Origin of the sequence: Streptomyces anthophorae (genome assembly GCF_049310305.1) — a bacterium.
GTDB lineage: Bacteria > Actinomycetota > Actinomycetes > Streptomycetales > Streptomycetaceae > Streptomyces.
The window spans coordinates 9330366-9344269 of the sequence record NZ_JBLWQQ010000001.1 but is presented as its reverse complement, the minus strand read 5'-3'; the positions used below and the strand labels follow the sequence as shown (position 1 = coordinate 9344269).

At 71.0% G+C, this 13904-nt stretch carries 12 protein-coding genes; 4 read left to right on the top strand and 8 right to left on the bottom strand.

Annotation, left to right across the window (positions count from 1 at the left end):
- Nucleotides 1-5 precede the first annotated feature (5 nt).
- Nucleotides 6-1223, top strand: coding sequence for a M20 family metallopeptidase (locus ACNYS0_RS42665; protein ID WP_422482324.1), 1218 nt, complete (start codon nucleotides 6-8; stop codon nucleotides 1221-1223).
- Between the two features lie 4 nt (nucleotides 1224-1227).
- On the top strand, nucleotides 1228-2574 hold the full coding sequence (locus tag ACNYS0_RS42660; protein WP_422482322.1) for a DUF3100 domain-containing protein: 1347 nt from the start codon (nucleotides 1228-1230) through the stop codon (nucleotides 2572-2574).
- A gap of 22 nt (nucleotides 2575-2596) precedes the next feature.
- On the opposite strand, the gene ACNYS0_RS42655 is transcribed toward ACNYS0_RS42660, so the two are convergent.
- The 3 genes from ACNYS0_RS42655 to ACNYS0_RS42645 form a co-directional block, all read right to left on the bottom strand.
- Nucleotides 2597-2908, bottom strand: a complete 312-nt coding sequence (locus ACNYS0_RS42655; RefSeq protein WP_422482320.1) for a WhiB family transcriptional regulator — start codon at nucleotides 2906-2908, stop codon at nucleotides 2597-2599.
- Nucleotides 2909-3074: 166 nt separating this feature from the next.
- A complete protein-coding gene (locus ACNYS0_RS42650; RefSeq protein WP_422482318.1) occupies nucleotides 3075-4793 on the bottom strand; it encodes an adenine deaminase C-terminal domain-containing protein in 1719 nt (572 codons plus the stop codon).
- A 50-nt stretch (nucleotides 4794-4843) separates the two neighbouring features.
- On the bottom strand, nucleotides 4844-6205 hold the full coding sequence (locus tag ACNYS0_RS42645; RefSeq protein WP_422482316.1) for an NCS2 family permease: 1362 nt from the start codon (nucleotides 6203-6205) through the stop codon (nucleotides 4844-4846).
- A 270-nt stretch (nucleotides 6206-6475) separates the two neighbouring features.
- Here ACNYS0_RS42645 and ACNYS0_RS42640 point away from each other — a divergent pair, with 270 nt between their 5' ends.
- Nucleotides 6476-7453, top strand: coding sequence for a LacI family DNA-binding transcriptional regulator (locus ACNYS0_RS42640; protein WP_422482314.1), 978 nt, complete (start codon nucleotides 6476-6478; stop codon nucleotides 7451-7453).
- 12 nt (nucleotides 7454-7465) lie between these two features.
- Here the strand turns inward: ACNYS0_RS42640 and ACNYS0_RS42635 are convergent, their stop codons facing one another.
- The 5 genes from ACNYS0_RS42635 to ACNYS0_RS42615 are packed head-to-tail and all read right to left on the bottom strand — an operon-like array spanning nucleotide 7466 to nucleotide 12241.
- Complete coding sequence (locus tag ACNYS0_RS42635; RefSeq protein ID WP_422482312.1) at nucleotides 7466-8296, bottom strand: MOSC domain-containing protein; 831 nt, start codon at nucleotides 8294-8296, stop codon at nucleotides 7466-7468.
- A gap of 14 nt (nucleotides 8297-8310) precedes the next feature.
- A complete protein-coding gene (locus ACNYS0_RS42630) occupies nucleotides 8311-9297 on the bottom strand; it encodes an aliphatic sulfonate ABC transporter substrate-binding protein (protein ID WP_422482310.1) in 987 nt (328 codons plus the stop codon).
- A 52-nt stretch (nucleotides 9298-9349) separates the two neighbouring features.
- Nucleotides 9350-10132, bottom strand: a complete 783-nt coding sequence (locus tag ACNYS0_RS42625) for an ABC transporter ATP-binding protein (protein ID WP_422482916.1) — start codon at nucleotides 10130-10132, stop codon at nucleotides 9350-9352.
- A gap of 29 nt (nucleotides 10133-10161) precedes the next feature.
- A complete protein-coding gene (locus ACNYS0_RS42620) occupies nucleotides 10162-10974 on the bottom strand; it encodes an ABC transporter permease (RefSeq protein WP_422482308.1) in 813 nt (270 codons plus the stop codon).
- 19 nt (nucleotides 10975-10993) lie between these two features.
- Nucleotides 10994-12241: an ROK family transcriptional regulator gene (locus ACNYS0_RS42615; RefSeq protein WP_422482306.1), complete on the bottom strand. Its 1248-nt coding sequence runs from the start codon at nucleotides 12239-12241 to the stop codon at nucleotides 10994-10996.
- A gap of 312 nt (nucleotides 12242-12553) precedes the next feature.
- Between ACNYS0_RS42615 and ACNYS0_RS42610 the strand changes: the two genes are divergently transcribed.
- Nucleotides 12554-13876, top strand: coding sequence for a family 43 glycosylhydrolase (locus ACNYS0_RS42610; RefSeq protein WP_422482304.1), 1323 nt, complete (start codon nucleotides 12554-12556; stop codon nucleotides 13874-13876).
- Nucleotides 13877-13904 lie beyond the last annotated feature (28 nt).

The following is a 13904-nucleotide window of genomic DNA, read 5'->3' as shown; positions in this document are numbered from 1 at the left end:
CCTCGATGAGCCAGACACACACCGTCGCCGAAGGCGACCGACTCAAGAAGGACACCTCGGCCGGTGTCACCGCATGGGAAGGCAAGGTGCTGTCGCTCGCCCGCGGCCTGCACGCCCGTCCCGAGCTCTCCTTCGAGGAGACCGCGTCCGCGGCGGCGATCACCGAGCTGCTCGCCGAGGGCGGGCTCACCGTCGAGCACGGCACCGGTGGCCTGCCCACCGCGTTCACGGCGACCGCCGGCAGCGGCGAGCTGACGGTGGCGCTGTGTGTCGAGTACGACGCGCTGCCCGAGGTCGGTCATGCCTGCGGGCACAACCTCATCGCCGGCGCGTCGGTCGCCGCGGCCCTCGCCCTTGCCCCGCACGCCGACGAGCTGGGCATCACGCTCAAGGCCATCGGCACCCCGGCCGAGGAGCACGGCGGCGGCAAGACGCTCATGCTGGAGGCGGGTGCGTTCGACGGGGTCGGCCTGGCCCTGATGGTGCATCCGGTGCAGGACGGTGTCTCGTACAACCCGGCGGGGACCACGGCGCAGGCGGTCGGCCGCTACCGTGCCGTGTTCACCGGCCGTGCCGCGCACGCCGCGGCCGCGCCGCACCAGGGTGTCAACGCCGCCGACGGTGCCACGATCGCCCAGGTCGCCATCGGCCTGCTGCGCCAGCAGATCCCCGGTGACCATCGTGTGGCGCTGTTCGTGTCCGAGGCCGGTGTCGCCACGAACATCATTCCGGAGCGGGCGGTCGTCGACTTCGAGTGCCGGGCGTTCACCCTGCCCGAGTACGAGGCGCTCCTCGCCCGCGTGCGGCGCTGCTTCGAGGGCGCGGCCTTGGCCAGCGGCACCGAGGTGACCATCGAGGCGACCGAGCCGCTGTACGAACCGCTCGTCCAGGACGACGCGTTGGCCGGGTACTGGACGGCCGCGATGGAGTCGTTCGGCCGTGACACCACATCCGGCGGCCGGCTCGGCGGCGGCTCGACCGACATGGGCAACATCAGCCAGGTCATCCCGAGTCTGCACCCCTGGCTGAGCATCCCCGGGGCCGAAGTACCCATCCATTCCCACGGATTCGCCGCCGTCGCCGACACCGACGCGGCGTACGAGCTGATGCTCGAAGCGGCCCGCGCGCTCGCGTGGACCGTCGTCGATGCGGCGGGCGATCCCGAGCAGCGTGCCCGGTTCGTCGAGGCCGCCTTCCACCGTGACATCAGAAGGGCCGGGTGACGACATGTCCACCCTCCTCAAGCCGGACGACCGCGGCACGCGGACCCGTCAGACGCTGCCGATCGCCGGGCTCGCCCTGGTGATCGCGCTGGTCGTGCAGTTCATCGGCGAGCTCGACATCGATCTGGGCATCGGTTCCATCATCATCTTCCCGATGGTGTGGGGCCTGCTCCTTGGCCTGCTGGTGTCGATCCAGAAGTTCCGTCCGCTCGGCATCGATCTCCAGAAGGTGGCGGCCGCGCTCGTCGGCGTCGCCGTGATGATCCTGGTGGCCCGGCTGGCGTTCAACATCGGCCCCAGCCTGCCGACGCTCGCGGACGCCGGTCCCGCGCTGCTGCTCCAGGAGATCGGGCATCTGCTCGGCACGGTCGCCATCGCGCTGCCGCTCGCCGTACTGCTGCGGATGGGCAAGGCCACGGTGGGCGCGACGTTCTCGCTGGACCGCGAGCCGTCGTTCGCGATGGTCTCGGAGAAGTACGGTCCCGACTCGGACCAGTACCGCGGCGTGCTCGCCATGTATGTGTTCGGCACGATGTTCGGGGCGGTCTTCATCACGCTCCTGACCTCGCTGGTGTCGAACTGGAACATCTTCGACCCGCTGGCCCTGGCGATGGGCGCCGGTGTCGGCTCGGGGTCGATGATGGCCGCGTCCTCCGCCAGCATCGTGGCCGCCTATCCCGGCGACGAGCAGGCGATCCTGGGCATGGCGGCAGTCTCCAACCTGATCACGACGATCCTCGGTGTGTACGTCGGGATCTATGTGGCACTGCCGCTCGCGGACCGCTTCTACCGGTTCCTGACGCGCAGCGGGCGCACGGAGACCGCGGAGAGCGCACCGGCCGAACCGGGCGAGACGGAGCGGAGCGCGGCGGAGAACCGCGCGTTCCGCGAGCAGGTGGCGGCGGCCGGGGGCGAGATCAAGCTTCCGCTCTGGCTGTCGCTCGGGGTGCTGACGGTGCTCGGCCTCGGCACCGCATCGGTCGCGGCGGGGCACGTCAGCCTGGACATCATCGGCGGCTATGCCGTGCTGCTGGCCCTGGTCCTCGTCGGGCTCGTGCTGGCCAAGGTCAGCCGGAAAATCTCGGCGATCGTGTGGATCACCACCGTCGGCGCGTACGTGTCCAGCCCGTGGTTCTTCGCGTCGGACACGCTGAACCGCCTGGTGGCGTCGGTGGACTTCCTGTCCATCGCGACCATCATGCTGACGCTGGCGGGGCTCTCCCTCGGAAAGGATCTGCCGCTGCTGCGCCGCATCGGATGGAAGATCGTCCCGGTCGGGCTCGTCGCCATCACCGCGTCGTTCCTGCTCTCGGTCGTCATCGCCGAGTTCACGCTCGGGGCGTGGGGCTAGCGCCCGTCGATTGGGGCGCCCCTCACGACACCCTCGCGTGCTCCGCTCGGACAGGCCGCTCGTGCTCGGCGCGGGCGGCCTCGAGCAGGCGCCGCCAGGAGGTGACGGTCGGCCGCCGGCGCAGCAGCGCGCGACGCTCGCGCTCGGTCATGCCGCCCCAGACCCCGTGCTGGATACGCTGATCCAGCGCATGGGCCAGGCATTCGGTCTTGATCACGCATCCCCCGCAGATGCGCTTGGCGCTGCTCTGCGCGGCTCCCTCGACGAACAATTCGTCCGGGTCCGTCGTGCGGCATGCCGCCCGGTCCCACCGTGAAGCCTGTTCGTGACGCACTGCTTCCGCCCCCATTCCCGTATCGCCTCTCAGCGTAGTCGAGTCGTCACTTTAGGCCATACGTGCAGCTCGCGCACCCCACCCCCTCTGAACACATGGTCAATTGCGACTTCGAAACGGACAAAAGGCGCGCAACTGCGGGCAGTTGCGCGCCTCCGGACGGGCGTCAGTGCGCGGTCGTCGCCCCCACGGCCTCGCGGCGTACGACGTCGACGAGGGACCGGTCGGTGATCTTGAGGGCGGGTGAGACGGCGAGTGTGAGAGTCGACACGCTCATGAACGGGTTGAGGTGGCGCCAGCCCCAGTTCTCCAACGCGCCCCGCACCGCGGCCGCCTGGTCGGCGACATCTCCGGCCGGGCGTGCCGACAGCACCCCGCCCACGGGCAGCGGCATGCGGGCAGCGATCGTCTCGCCCTCGGGTCCGGCGACCACGGCGACACCTCCCCCGTCCGCGACGACGGTGGCCGCGGCGGCGGCCATCGCCGCACGGGAGGTGCCGATGGTCAGGAGGTTGTGGCTGTCGTGGGCGTACGTCGAGGCCACCGCGCCTTCGGTCAGTTCGCGGCCGAGGAGCGGGGCGAAGACCGCGCCGTCCCGTCCGTAGCGGTTGCGGACGCGGACGACGGTCGTACGGCCCTCCCACTGCACCTCGCCACCGTGGACCGGGAGCTGGACCTCCGCCGCTTCGGTGTAGGTGTCCCGCTCGTTGACCCGCATGGCGCGGAAGGTGTGCACACCGTCCGGCAGGTCGACGGTCCAGCGGAACGTGTCCGGGTCCTGCGGTTCGACGTCGACGCGGCTGCCGAGCGGGGCGACGGACGGCGCCTCGGCGCCCGCATCCGAGCGCGCGGGCGCGCCGTCGCGCCCGACCACCCGTCCGCCGGACAGCACCAACGCCGGGTCGAACGAGGCGAGTTCGCCGCGCAGCAGCACCAGATCGGCGCGCTTGCCCGGTGAGACGACGCCGCGGTCGTGCAGGCGCAGGCGCTGGGCCGGCGTCCACGTCAGGGCCTTGAGGACGACGTGTGCCGGGAATCCGGCGGCCACGGCCACCCGTGCGATGTGGTCGAGGTGGCCCTTGTCGACGATGTGGTCGGCGGCGAGGTCGTCGGTCACCAGGCACAGCGGCGGGAGCTGCGGCAGGGCGAGGAGGGCCTGGGCCACCTCCTCGTTCAGGCACTTCTCCTGAAGCATCATCGTCATGCCGAGCCGGGCCTTCTCCAGGACCACCTCGGTGCGGTTCTTGGTGTGGTCGGAGTCCACGCCGGTGGCGAGGTAGGCGCTGAGTTCGGCGCCGGTCAGGTTCGGGCAGTGGCCGTCGAGGACGACATCCTGCGCTCGGGCGGCGGCGGTGACCTCGTGCATGCGGCGGTCGCCCGCGACCACGGCCCGGTAGTCCATGACCTCGCCGAGCGCGATCACACCGGGCCAGCGCAGCATCTCCGCGATGTCGTCGGCGGACAGCGCGGCCCCCGCGTGCTCCAGGCCCTCCAGGGCGGGCACGCAGGAGGGCACGCCCCACAGCTGGGTCTGGGCGGTCTCCCGGCCCGCGTCGATCATCCAGCGCATGGCGTCGCGCCCGGCGACGTTGACGATCTCGTGCGGGTCGGCGAGCACGGTCGTCGTGCCGCGCGCCAGTGTCACCGCGGCGAACTCCTGCGGCGTCAGGAACGCGCTCTCGATGTGCATGTGCGCGTCGACGAAGCCGGGGGCGACCAGCATGCCCCTCGCGTCGATCTCCTCGCGGGCGTCGGCGGGGGTGCCCGGGGGCAGCACCGCGCTGATCGACTCGCCGCGTACGAGGACGTCGGCGGCGAACTCCTCGCCGGTGAAGGTGGACACCACGCGCCCGCCGCTGATCCGGAGGTCGTGCTGCTCACTCATGGGGTCGTGCTCCTTCAGAAAGGGGGGTCGTCACTCGGGGCGGGGCGCCGTCAGGGGACGAGTGTGTAGAAGTAGTAGCCCAGCGGGACCATGACGATCCACAGCGGCCAGGGCACCTCGCGGATGCGGCCGCTGACGGTCCTGACGAGGACGTGGGCGGCGAGCCCGACCGCGATGCCGGTGCCGAAGTTGCCGAAGAACAGCGTGGTCGCGACGGTGAGGGCCGCCGGGATCGCGTTGGTCGGGTCCTTGAAGTCGACGTTCTTGAGGGCGCCGAGCATGTTCAGGCCGATGTAGATCAGCACGGGCGCGGTGGCCGCGGAGGGGATCAGCGTCGCGAACGGCGTGACGAGCAGCAGCAGTCCGAAGCCGCACGCCGCCCACACGGAGGCGAGGCCGGTCTTGCCGCCCGCGTCCGCCGCGGCGGACGACTCCAGGTAGGCCGTCATCGACGGGGCTCCGACGGCCGAACCACCCATCACGGACACCGAGTCGACGAGGAAGGGGCGGCGCGAGCCGGGGATGTTGCCGTCCTTGTCGAGCAGCCCGGCGCGCCCCGAGACGGCGAGGAGGGTGCCGGTCATGGAGAAGAACTCGGACACGAAGAAGGCGAAGATGTACGGGAAGTACTCCGGCTTGAGCGCGCCGAGGATGTCGATGTGGAAGAGCAGCGGCCCGGGCGAGTCGGGGGCGGAGAAGAGGCTGTCGGGGACGTCCGTGACACCGAGCGGGATGCCGACGACCGTGACGGCCGCGATGGTGATGAGGAACGCGCCGGGCACCTTGCGGGCGGCGAGCGCGGTGAGCAGCAGCAGGCCGCCGAGGGCGAGCAGTCCGGCGGGCTTCGACAGGTCACCGACGGCGAGGGCCGCCTTGTCGGCGTTGCCGACCACGAGGTCGGCGTCGCGGAAGCCGATGAGGGCGATATAGAGGCCGAGTCCGCCGCTGATGGCGTACTTGAGGTTCATCGGCATCAGGCGGGTGACGAGGTCACGGATGCCGAGCAGGGTGAGGACCAGGAAGGCGACGCCGGACCAGAACACCATGCCGAGCGCCGTGTCCCAGGGGACGTGGTCCTGACCGACGATGGTGAAGGCGATCAGCGCCACGCCGCCGAGGCCCGGGGCGACGACGAACGGCAGGTTGGCGATGAGGCCCATCGCGAGGGTCGCCAGCGCGATGGCGATGATGACGGCGGTGGTCGCGGCGCCGTGCGGCACACCCGCGCCCGCCAGTTGGCCGGGGACCACGACGACGGCGTAGGCGGCGGCCATGAACATCGAGGCGCCGGCGACGAGCTCCGTGCGGGGGCTGCTGCCGCGGCCACGGACGCGGAAGAGCCGCTCGACGAGCGAGGGGGACTCGGCGGCGGCGTCGGCCTGCTCGCCGGAGGGCGGAGCGGTGGTGGACATGGGGACCTCGGCGGGATGAGGGGTGGGCAGGGAACTCTGCGGCGACGTCGGCGCGAGGGGCGAGGAGGCGCGGGGCGTGCGGGCACCCGGCTTGGGTACGGTCTCTGCAACCGGTCTCTGCAACCGGTCTCTGCAACCGGTTGCAGAGACCGGTTGCAGGTATCATGACACGGCATAAAGGGAAAGTGAACAGCGGCCCGGGCAGTTCCTTGGAACAGCCGGTGACTCGGGCCGGACCACAGACACGGCACGGGCAAGCAGGGGGCAGCAGTGGCGACGCTCATGGACGTGGCGCAGGCGGCGGGGGTGTCGAAGGCCACCGCCTCCCGGGCGTTGCACCGCCCCGACATGGTCGCGGAGGGCACCCGGCTGCGGGTGCGGGAGGCCGCGGACCGGCTCGGTTTCCAGCTCAACGCCGCGGCCCGCGCCCTGACCACCGGGCGCACGGGCCTTGTCGGCCTGATCGTGCCGACGCTCTCGAACCCCTTCTTCGCTCCCCTGGTCATCGGCGCGCAGCAGGCCGCGGAGAACACCGAGAGCCATCTGCTCATCGCCGTGTCCGAGTACGACGCGGAGCGCGAGGCCGCCCTCGCCGACCGGCTGTCCGAGCAGGCCGACGGCCTGATCATGGTGACGCCGGTGGGCACGGACGCGGCGCTGCGCGAGCGCTTCAGGCGGCAGCCGCTGGTGCTCGTCGACCGGCAGGTGGGACGCCTCCCGGCCGTCGTGGCCGACACCGCGGCGGGCCTGGCCGAGCTCCTCGGCCATCTCCTGGACCTCGGTCACCGCGAGATCGCCTACGTGTCCGGGCCCGCGGGGTCGTGGGCGGACGAGCAGCGGCGGGCCGCGCTCACCGCGCAGGCCGCGGAAGCGGGCGCCCGCATCCATGTGCTCGGGCCGCTGCCGCCCACGTTCGACGCGGGGATCGAGGCCTCGCGGACCCTGCCCGATGCCGCCACGGCCGTCCTCGCGTACAACAGCTATCTCGCGCTGGGCCTGCTGCACGGGCTCGGTGCGACGGGGCGGAGCGTTCCCGGGGACATCAGCCTGGCGGCGGCCGACGACCTGAGCACGCTCGGCGCGACGACTCCGCCGGTGACCGCGCTGGATGTGCCGCTGCGGGAGGTCGGCACGCTCGCCGTCACCCGCCTGCACGAACTGGTCGACGGGCAGCGGCGCACGGTGACGTCCCGGGTGCCCGCGGCGCCGGTGCTCCGCGCGTCGACGGCGCCACCGCGGGTGTCCTGAGGGAGCGACCGCTCAGTGGGTCGACGCCGCCGGTGCCGCGTCCATGTCCACGTCCACGTCCACGTCCAGCGTGTCGCCGACCTTGATCCGGCCCGGTGTCAGCACGTCCGCGTACACGCCGAACAGGACGCCCCGCCCCAAGGTGCTCTGCCCCAGGCCCCGGTAGCCCTTGATCAGGGACAGCGCCCGCACTCCCCCGGAGCCGTCGACGGGATCGCGGTTCACCGCGCCGCACCGCTTCACCGGCCCCTCGACGCGCAGCACCGCACCGCCGACGCGCACCGTCCGGCCCTCCCACGTGTCCTCGACGTGGGCTGCGCCGCCGCCGAAGCCGAGCGTCATGCGGAAGCGTCGCCGGTCGACCGCGTCGAGGTCGGACCTGCGGGCCAGTTCGTCCACGGAGGCGTCTCCGAGGAGGGTGACGGGCCGCAGGTCCACGCCGCCGTTCTCGGCTTCGGGGCGCACCAGGCGCACCGGTTGTCCCACGCGCTCCGAGAAGAGCTCGGCCCACGGGCCCTCGACCACGCGGCCGGGCACCGTGTGGTGCCGGAAGAAGTCGACCTCCAGGGCGTCGCCGAGGCGCACCTCGCCGGTGACCTCGGAGCTGTCCGGGCATGTCACGGTCAGGGTCCTGGACTCGTCCGCGTAGTGGGCGATGTGTCCGGCCCAGGCCCCCGTGCGGGTCATGGACAGCAGGTCGCCCTCCGCGTCCACCATGAGGAAGGACCGGTCACCGACGACTCCCGTTCTCGTCAGCTCGACCTCGTCGCGCGGCACCACCCCGAGTCCCTTGATGGCGGTGGTCGACAACGAGGTGACCTGGAGTCCTTGAACGGGTGTCATGCGTCCGCGCTCCCCTACTTGGCATACGTCTCCGAGTACAGATCGGCCACGTAATACTTGCCCGGGTCGGTGTTGTCGTCCAGTTGCTTGTTACGGACGAAGAAGTCGCCGAGCTTCTTCAGCCACGTGTCCACTTCGCCGCTCTTGGTCTTGGCGACGAGGTCCTTGGTGGAGAGCGTCTCGACGTGGGAGGCGTCGGCCTTGGCCTGGGCCTCGGTGACCTGGAGCATCTTGGCGGTGAGGGCGATGGTCTCCTCGGGGTGGTCCTGGCGCCAGTCGTTGGCCTGCTGGAGGACCTTGATGACCTTCTTGTTCTTGGCCTCGGGCACCTTGTTACCGGCGACGAACGCGGTGGGGAAGGAGTCCTTGGTGTCCTTGGTGCTCGCTATCTCGTGCAGGCCGGGGACCTTCTTCTTGATGGTGTCGATGGCGGGGTAGAAGAAGCCGGCGCCGTCGATCTTTCCGGAGGAGAAGGCGGAGACGATGGTGGACGGGTCCATGTTGACCTTGGTGATGTCCTTCGTCGTCATCCCGGCCTTCGCCAGGGCGATGTTGAGGATCATGTCGCCGGAGGTGCCTTCGGGGACACCGACGCGCTTGCCCTTGAGGTCCTTCATGGACTTCATGCCGGGCTGCCCGATGACACGGTCGGCGTACGTGAGGGTGTCGATGGCGATGACCTTCGACTTGCCGGAGGCCGGGAGCCACATGGCGCCGGGCCCGATGTAGCCGTAGTCGAGGCTGTCGGCGCTGAGGGCCTGGATCTGCACGGGGCCGTTGTTGAACGCCTTCACCTTCGCGGTGAGGTCGGCCTTCTTCCACAGGCCCTGCTTCTCGGCGATGGCGAGCAGGCTGGCGCCGTTGTAGTCGGCGATGTAGCCGAAGCGGACCGTGTTGTCGTCCTCCGAGCCGCCACCGGAGCAGGCGGTGACGGAGAGCGTGAGCATCAGGGCGGCGGGCAGCGCCGTGAGAGTGGTGCGCCTGATCCTGCTTCTGGGCATGCTGGAGGTCCTCTCGGGGTGGTGCGCGGGAATGTGCGAGCGGGGGGGTGGGTCAGGCGGCGTTGGGGGGCGCGTCCTGGTGGTAGACCGAGGTCCACACCTCGTTGCGGATGCGCCGGAACTCGGGTGAGAGCCGGATCTGTTCGGTGCGCGGGTAGGGCAGGTCGACGTCGACGACGCGGTGGATGCGGCCGGGCCGCGCGGCCATGACGACGACGCGGCTGGCGAGGTAGACCGCCTCGTCCACGTCGTGGGTGATGAACAGGACGGTGCGCTTCTCCTGGCTCCAGGTCGCGAGCAGCTGGTCCTGCAACTGCACCCGGGTGAGGGCGTCGAGCGCTCCGAACGGCTCGTCCATCAGCAGGACTTGGGGGTCGACCGCGTAGGCGCGGGCGATGGCGCAGCGCTGTTTCATTCCGCCGGACAGCGTCTTGGGCAGGGCGTCGGCGAACTCGTCGAGGCCGACCAGCGCGATGGCCGCCTCGGCGCGGCGGCGGCGCTCCGCGGTGGGTACGGAGGCCAACTTGAGCCCGAATTCCACGTTCTGGCGAACCGTCAGCCACGGGAACAGCGCGTACTGCTGGAAGATCACGCCGCGGTCGGGTCCCGGTCCCGACACGGGGGTGCCGTCGACCAGGACGGCGCCCGAGTCGGGTTCCTGGAGTCCGGCGGCCATGCTCATCAGGGTGGACTTGCCGCAGCCGGAGGGGCCGACGACCGTGACGAACTCCTGGTCGGCGATGTCCAGGCTGATCCCGTCCAGCGCGGTGAAGGTGGCCCCCTTCAGCGGGAAGGTCTTCACCACGTCCCGAAAGCTGATCTTGCTGTCCGTCATCGTCGTCCCGTCGTGCGCTGTCGTGCCGTTCATCGACGCTCCTGCCAGCCGGTGAGGCGCCGTTCGGCCAGCAGCAACAGCCGGTCCATGAGGAGCCCGAGCACACCGATGGAGATCAGGGACACGAAGATCGTGTCCATTTCGAACCAGGTGGAAGCCTTCTGCATCCGGTAGCCCAACCCCTCCTGGGCACCGATCAGTTCGGCGGCGACCACGGTCGCCCAGGACGCGCCGAGGCCGATGCGCATGCCGACGAGGATGAACGGGGTGGAGGCGGGGACGACCACCTTGGCGAAGATGGTGCGGTCCGAGGCGCCGAGCACCCGGGCGGCGTTGATGAGTGTCCTGTCGACGTCGACGACCCCTTGGAAGGAGGAGACGACGCAGGCCATGAACGACGCCAGGAAGATCACGGCGATCTTCGGCACCTCGCCGATGCCGAGCAGCACCACGGCCAGCGGGATCAGCGCGAGCGGCGGGATGGTGCGGAAGAACTGGATGTACGGCTCGACCAGGGCGCGCACCGTCGGGTACCAGCCCATGAGGAAGCCGACCGGCACGGCCGCGAGCACGCCGAGGGCGTAGCCGAACAGGACGCGGCGCAGGCTGGCGAGGGTGTCGTCGGCCAGTGTGCCGTCGGAGATCATGGTGCCGGCCTTCTCGGCCACGGCCGCCGGTGTGGGCAGGTTCTCGACCCAGCCGAGCGCGGCGACGACGGCCCATACCGCGATTCCGGCCGCCACGGCGACGACGTTCAGGATCAGGGGTCGGCCGCGGCCGCGGCGCGGTGGCTGCCGCCGGGTCTCGGTGGTGGTCTTCTGAGCGGGGGTGATCACAGCCATGGTGTCCTCGCTGATGGCTTCACGCGTGCTCCTCGGAGACGGGCGGCGGGTAGTGGGTGAGCAGGGGGGATTCGTGGAGGACGAGGGCGATGCCGCCGAGTGCGCTGCCGGCCTCGCCGAGCGTCGCGCGGCGCAGGTCCACGTGGTGGTGGGCCATCGGCATCAGGTGCCGGCGCAGGGTGCGTTCGACCGGGTCGAGGAGAGCGGCGCCCGCCTCGGCGAGTTCACCGCCGACGACGATGACACCCGCACCGACGACATGGCAGACCGCGGCGAGCACCGTGCCGACGTCACTGCCGACGCGTTCCAGCACCGCCAGGGCCGTCGGTTCGGCGGCGGTGACCGCTTCGAGGAATCCGGCGAGATCCTGGGCGCGCCCGCCGGATTCGCGGTAGCGGCACAGGACGGCGTCGAGTGCGGCGCGGGTCTCCAGGCAGCCGGTTCCGCCGCACTCGCAGGTGCGGCCCATCGGATCCACGGTGATGTGCCCGAACTCGCCGGACAGTCCGTACCGGCCGCGGTGCAGGGCGCCGCCCACGACGAGGCCGCCGCCGACGCCGTGGGAGAGGCGCAGGTAGAGGACGTCGCTGCTGTCGGCCGCCGCGCCCCAGACGGCTTCGGCGAGGGCGGCGAGCCGGGTGTTGTTGTCCAGCAGGACCGGCACCCCGAACCGCTTGCGCAGCAGGTCGGGCAGGCCGTCGATGCCCTGGGCGTGGGCGTGTTCGCTGCCGGGGTCGGCGATCGGCCCGACCACGCCCACGCCGATGGCGGTGAGCGCGTCGAGGTGTACGCCGCGGGAGCGGCCCTGACCACCGGCCGCGCCCGTATCGGCAGCGGGCGGGCCGGTGGCCAGGGCGTCGAGGAGCCGTTCCGCGAGGTCGACGCGTTCGGGCCAGGAGAGGTCGGAGGCGTGCGACTGGCTCGCCGAACCGACCACTTCATGGGCGAAGTTGACGGCCGCCACGTGCACGGCGCGGCGCGCGAAGTCGATGCCGACCGCCTCGCCGGCGGCCGGGTTGAGGCTGAGTTTCTCCACCGGGCGGCCGCGCTTGCGCGTCTCGACCTGCGCGGGGGCGGCGACGACGGCGCCACTGCCCAGGAGGTCGGCGACGATGTCGTGGAGCGTGGTGCGGGAGAGCCCGCTGCGGGCGCCCAACTCGGCGCGGCTCAGGGGGCCCTGCTTGCGCAGCAGCTCGAGAACGGACTGCTCGTGGCCGCGCCGGAGCCGCGTCAGCGGGCCGTCGTGTTCGTGCATGCCGGACAGCATGTGAGGGTCGACGATTTTCGTCAATGAGTCGGACAGAAAAACTCGCGGCACCCCCTTCGGCAACACCGCTCCCCCACAACCGACTTGACCTGCGGCGATGTGAAGTCGATCCGCGCAAGGCCGGGCCGCGCCGCATCCGCGGAACGCCATACGACTGCAACATTCGCCGCTGACCAGCGCCCTCTTGAGTCCCTCTCGGCCACCGGCCCGCCGCTCTCGCGTTCATTTATGTAGGCGCTCTTGACTTAAATCGCGGCCACGCTGAAGCATGCTGCGCACACACCCGACCGACCAGCCGAGGAGCCACGCCTGATGACCCGGGAAGAGACGAACGCAGCGCACATCGGTCGCCGCGGAGTGCTGGCCGGCATCGCCGGAACCATGGGAGCGGTGGCGCTCCCCTCGGGTCCCGCGCTCGCGGAGCCCGCCCGCCGGGCCCCGGGCAGGCCGTACCCGCCCAACTGGCCCGCCCTCGAACCGTACGGGCTGGCGGACACCCGCGAGGACCTCTGGCCGCGCGAGGACAACTCCTTCGTCCTGCCGCTCGAACTGCGGCCCCGCGATGAAGAGTTGGGGCGCGTGTGGATGCGCGACACCTACGTCAACTGCTTCGTCGTCGACGGCCGACCGCTCTACGTGGCCACCGGCACGACCCGTGTGCCGGGCCTCTCGGCCGCCGGGCCCTGGAACGACGGCATCTTCGTGTGGACGGCGCCGTCGCTGCACGGCCCGTGGCGCCTCGCCGACACCACCGGCATCCGACCCGGGGCCGAGCGCGGCAAGGTGTGGTCGCCGGAGTTCGTGGACGAGAACCGGCCGGGGCGCACGGTCGTCGCGCCGTGGCAGGAGTACTGGCACGACGAGCAGTTCGGCAAGCGGGCCAACGCCTGGGCGCCCGAGCTGCACCGCTTCCGCGGCAAGTGGTACATCGTCGCGTGCATGGGCGACCACTCCCAACTGGTCGGCTCCTTCATGCTGGTGAGCGACGGCGGGGTCGAGGGCCCTTACCGGCTCGTCGAGGGCAATCTCGACAAGCCGTTCGGCGACGTGGTGCCCGGTGGTCCCGCGTTCATCAAGCCCGGCGCGTACCACCACATCGACGGCGGCCTGTACACCGAGGGCGACGACGCGTGGCTGGTGCTGCACAACCACGTCTACGCGAAATTCCGCGACGACATGGAGGACATCGTCCCGACGACGAACCTCCCGGCGTTCCGGCAGACCCCGTACTCCCCCGAGCCGTACCTGGAGGGCGCGTACGTCTTCAAGTACGGAGGCAAGTACTTCCTGGTGCACGCGGCGTGGGACCGCGCCTCGACGGGCGCCGACGGGGGCACGCGGCACGCCTACGACCCGCCGGGCACCGGCCGCACGCAGTACCAGTACGACGCGGTCGTCGCCGTGGCCGACCGTCTCGAGGGTCCGTACTCCAAGCGCTGGACGGCGGGTGTCGGCGCGGGGCACAACAACTTCTTCGAGGACCACCACGGAGGCCTGTGGGCGACGTTCTTCCGCAACCCCGCCTTCGGCTACTGGGCCGATCCGTCCCGTTCCGGCGACGCCGCGGTGGCCGGTGTCGTACGCCTGGAGTGGACGGGACCGAAGGGGAACCGCCTGTACGTGAAGCGGACCTAGATTGGACTCGATCCAAAGTGGGACGTAC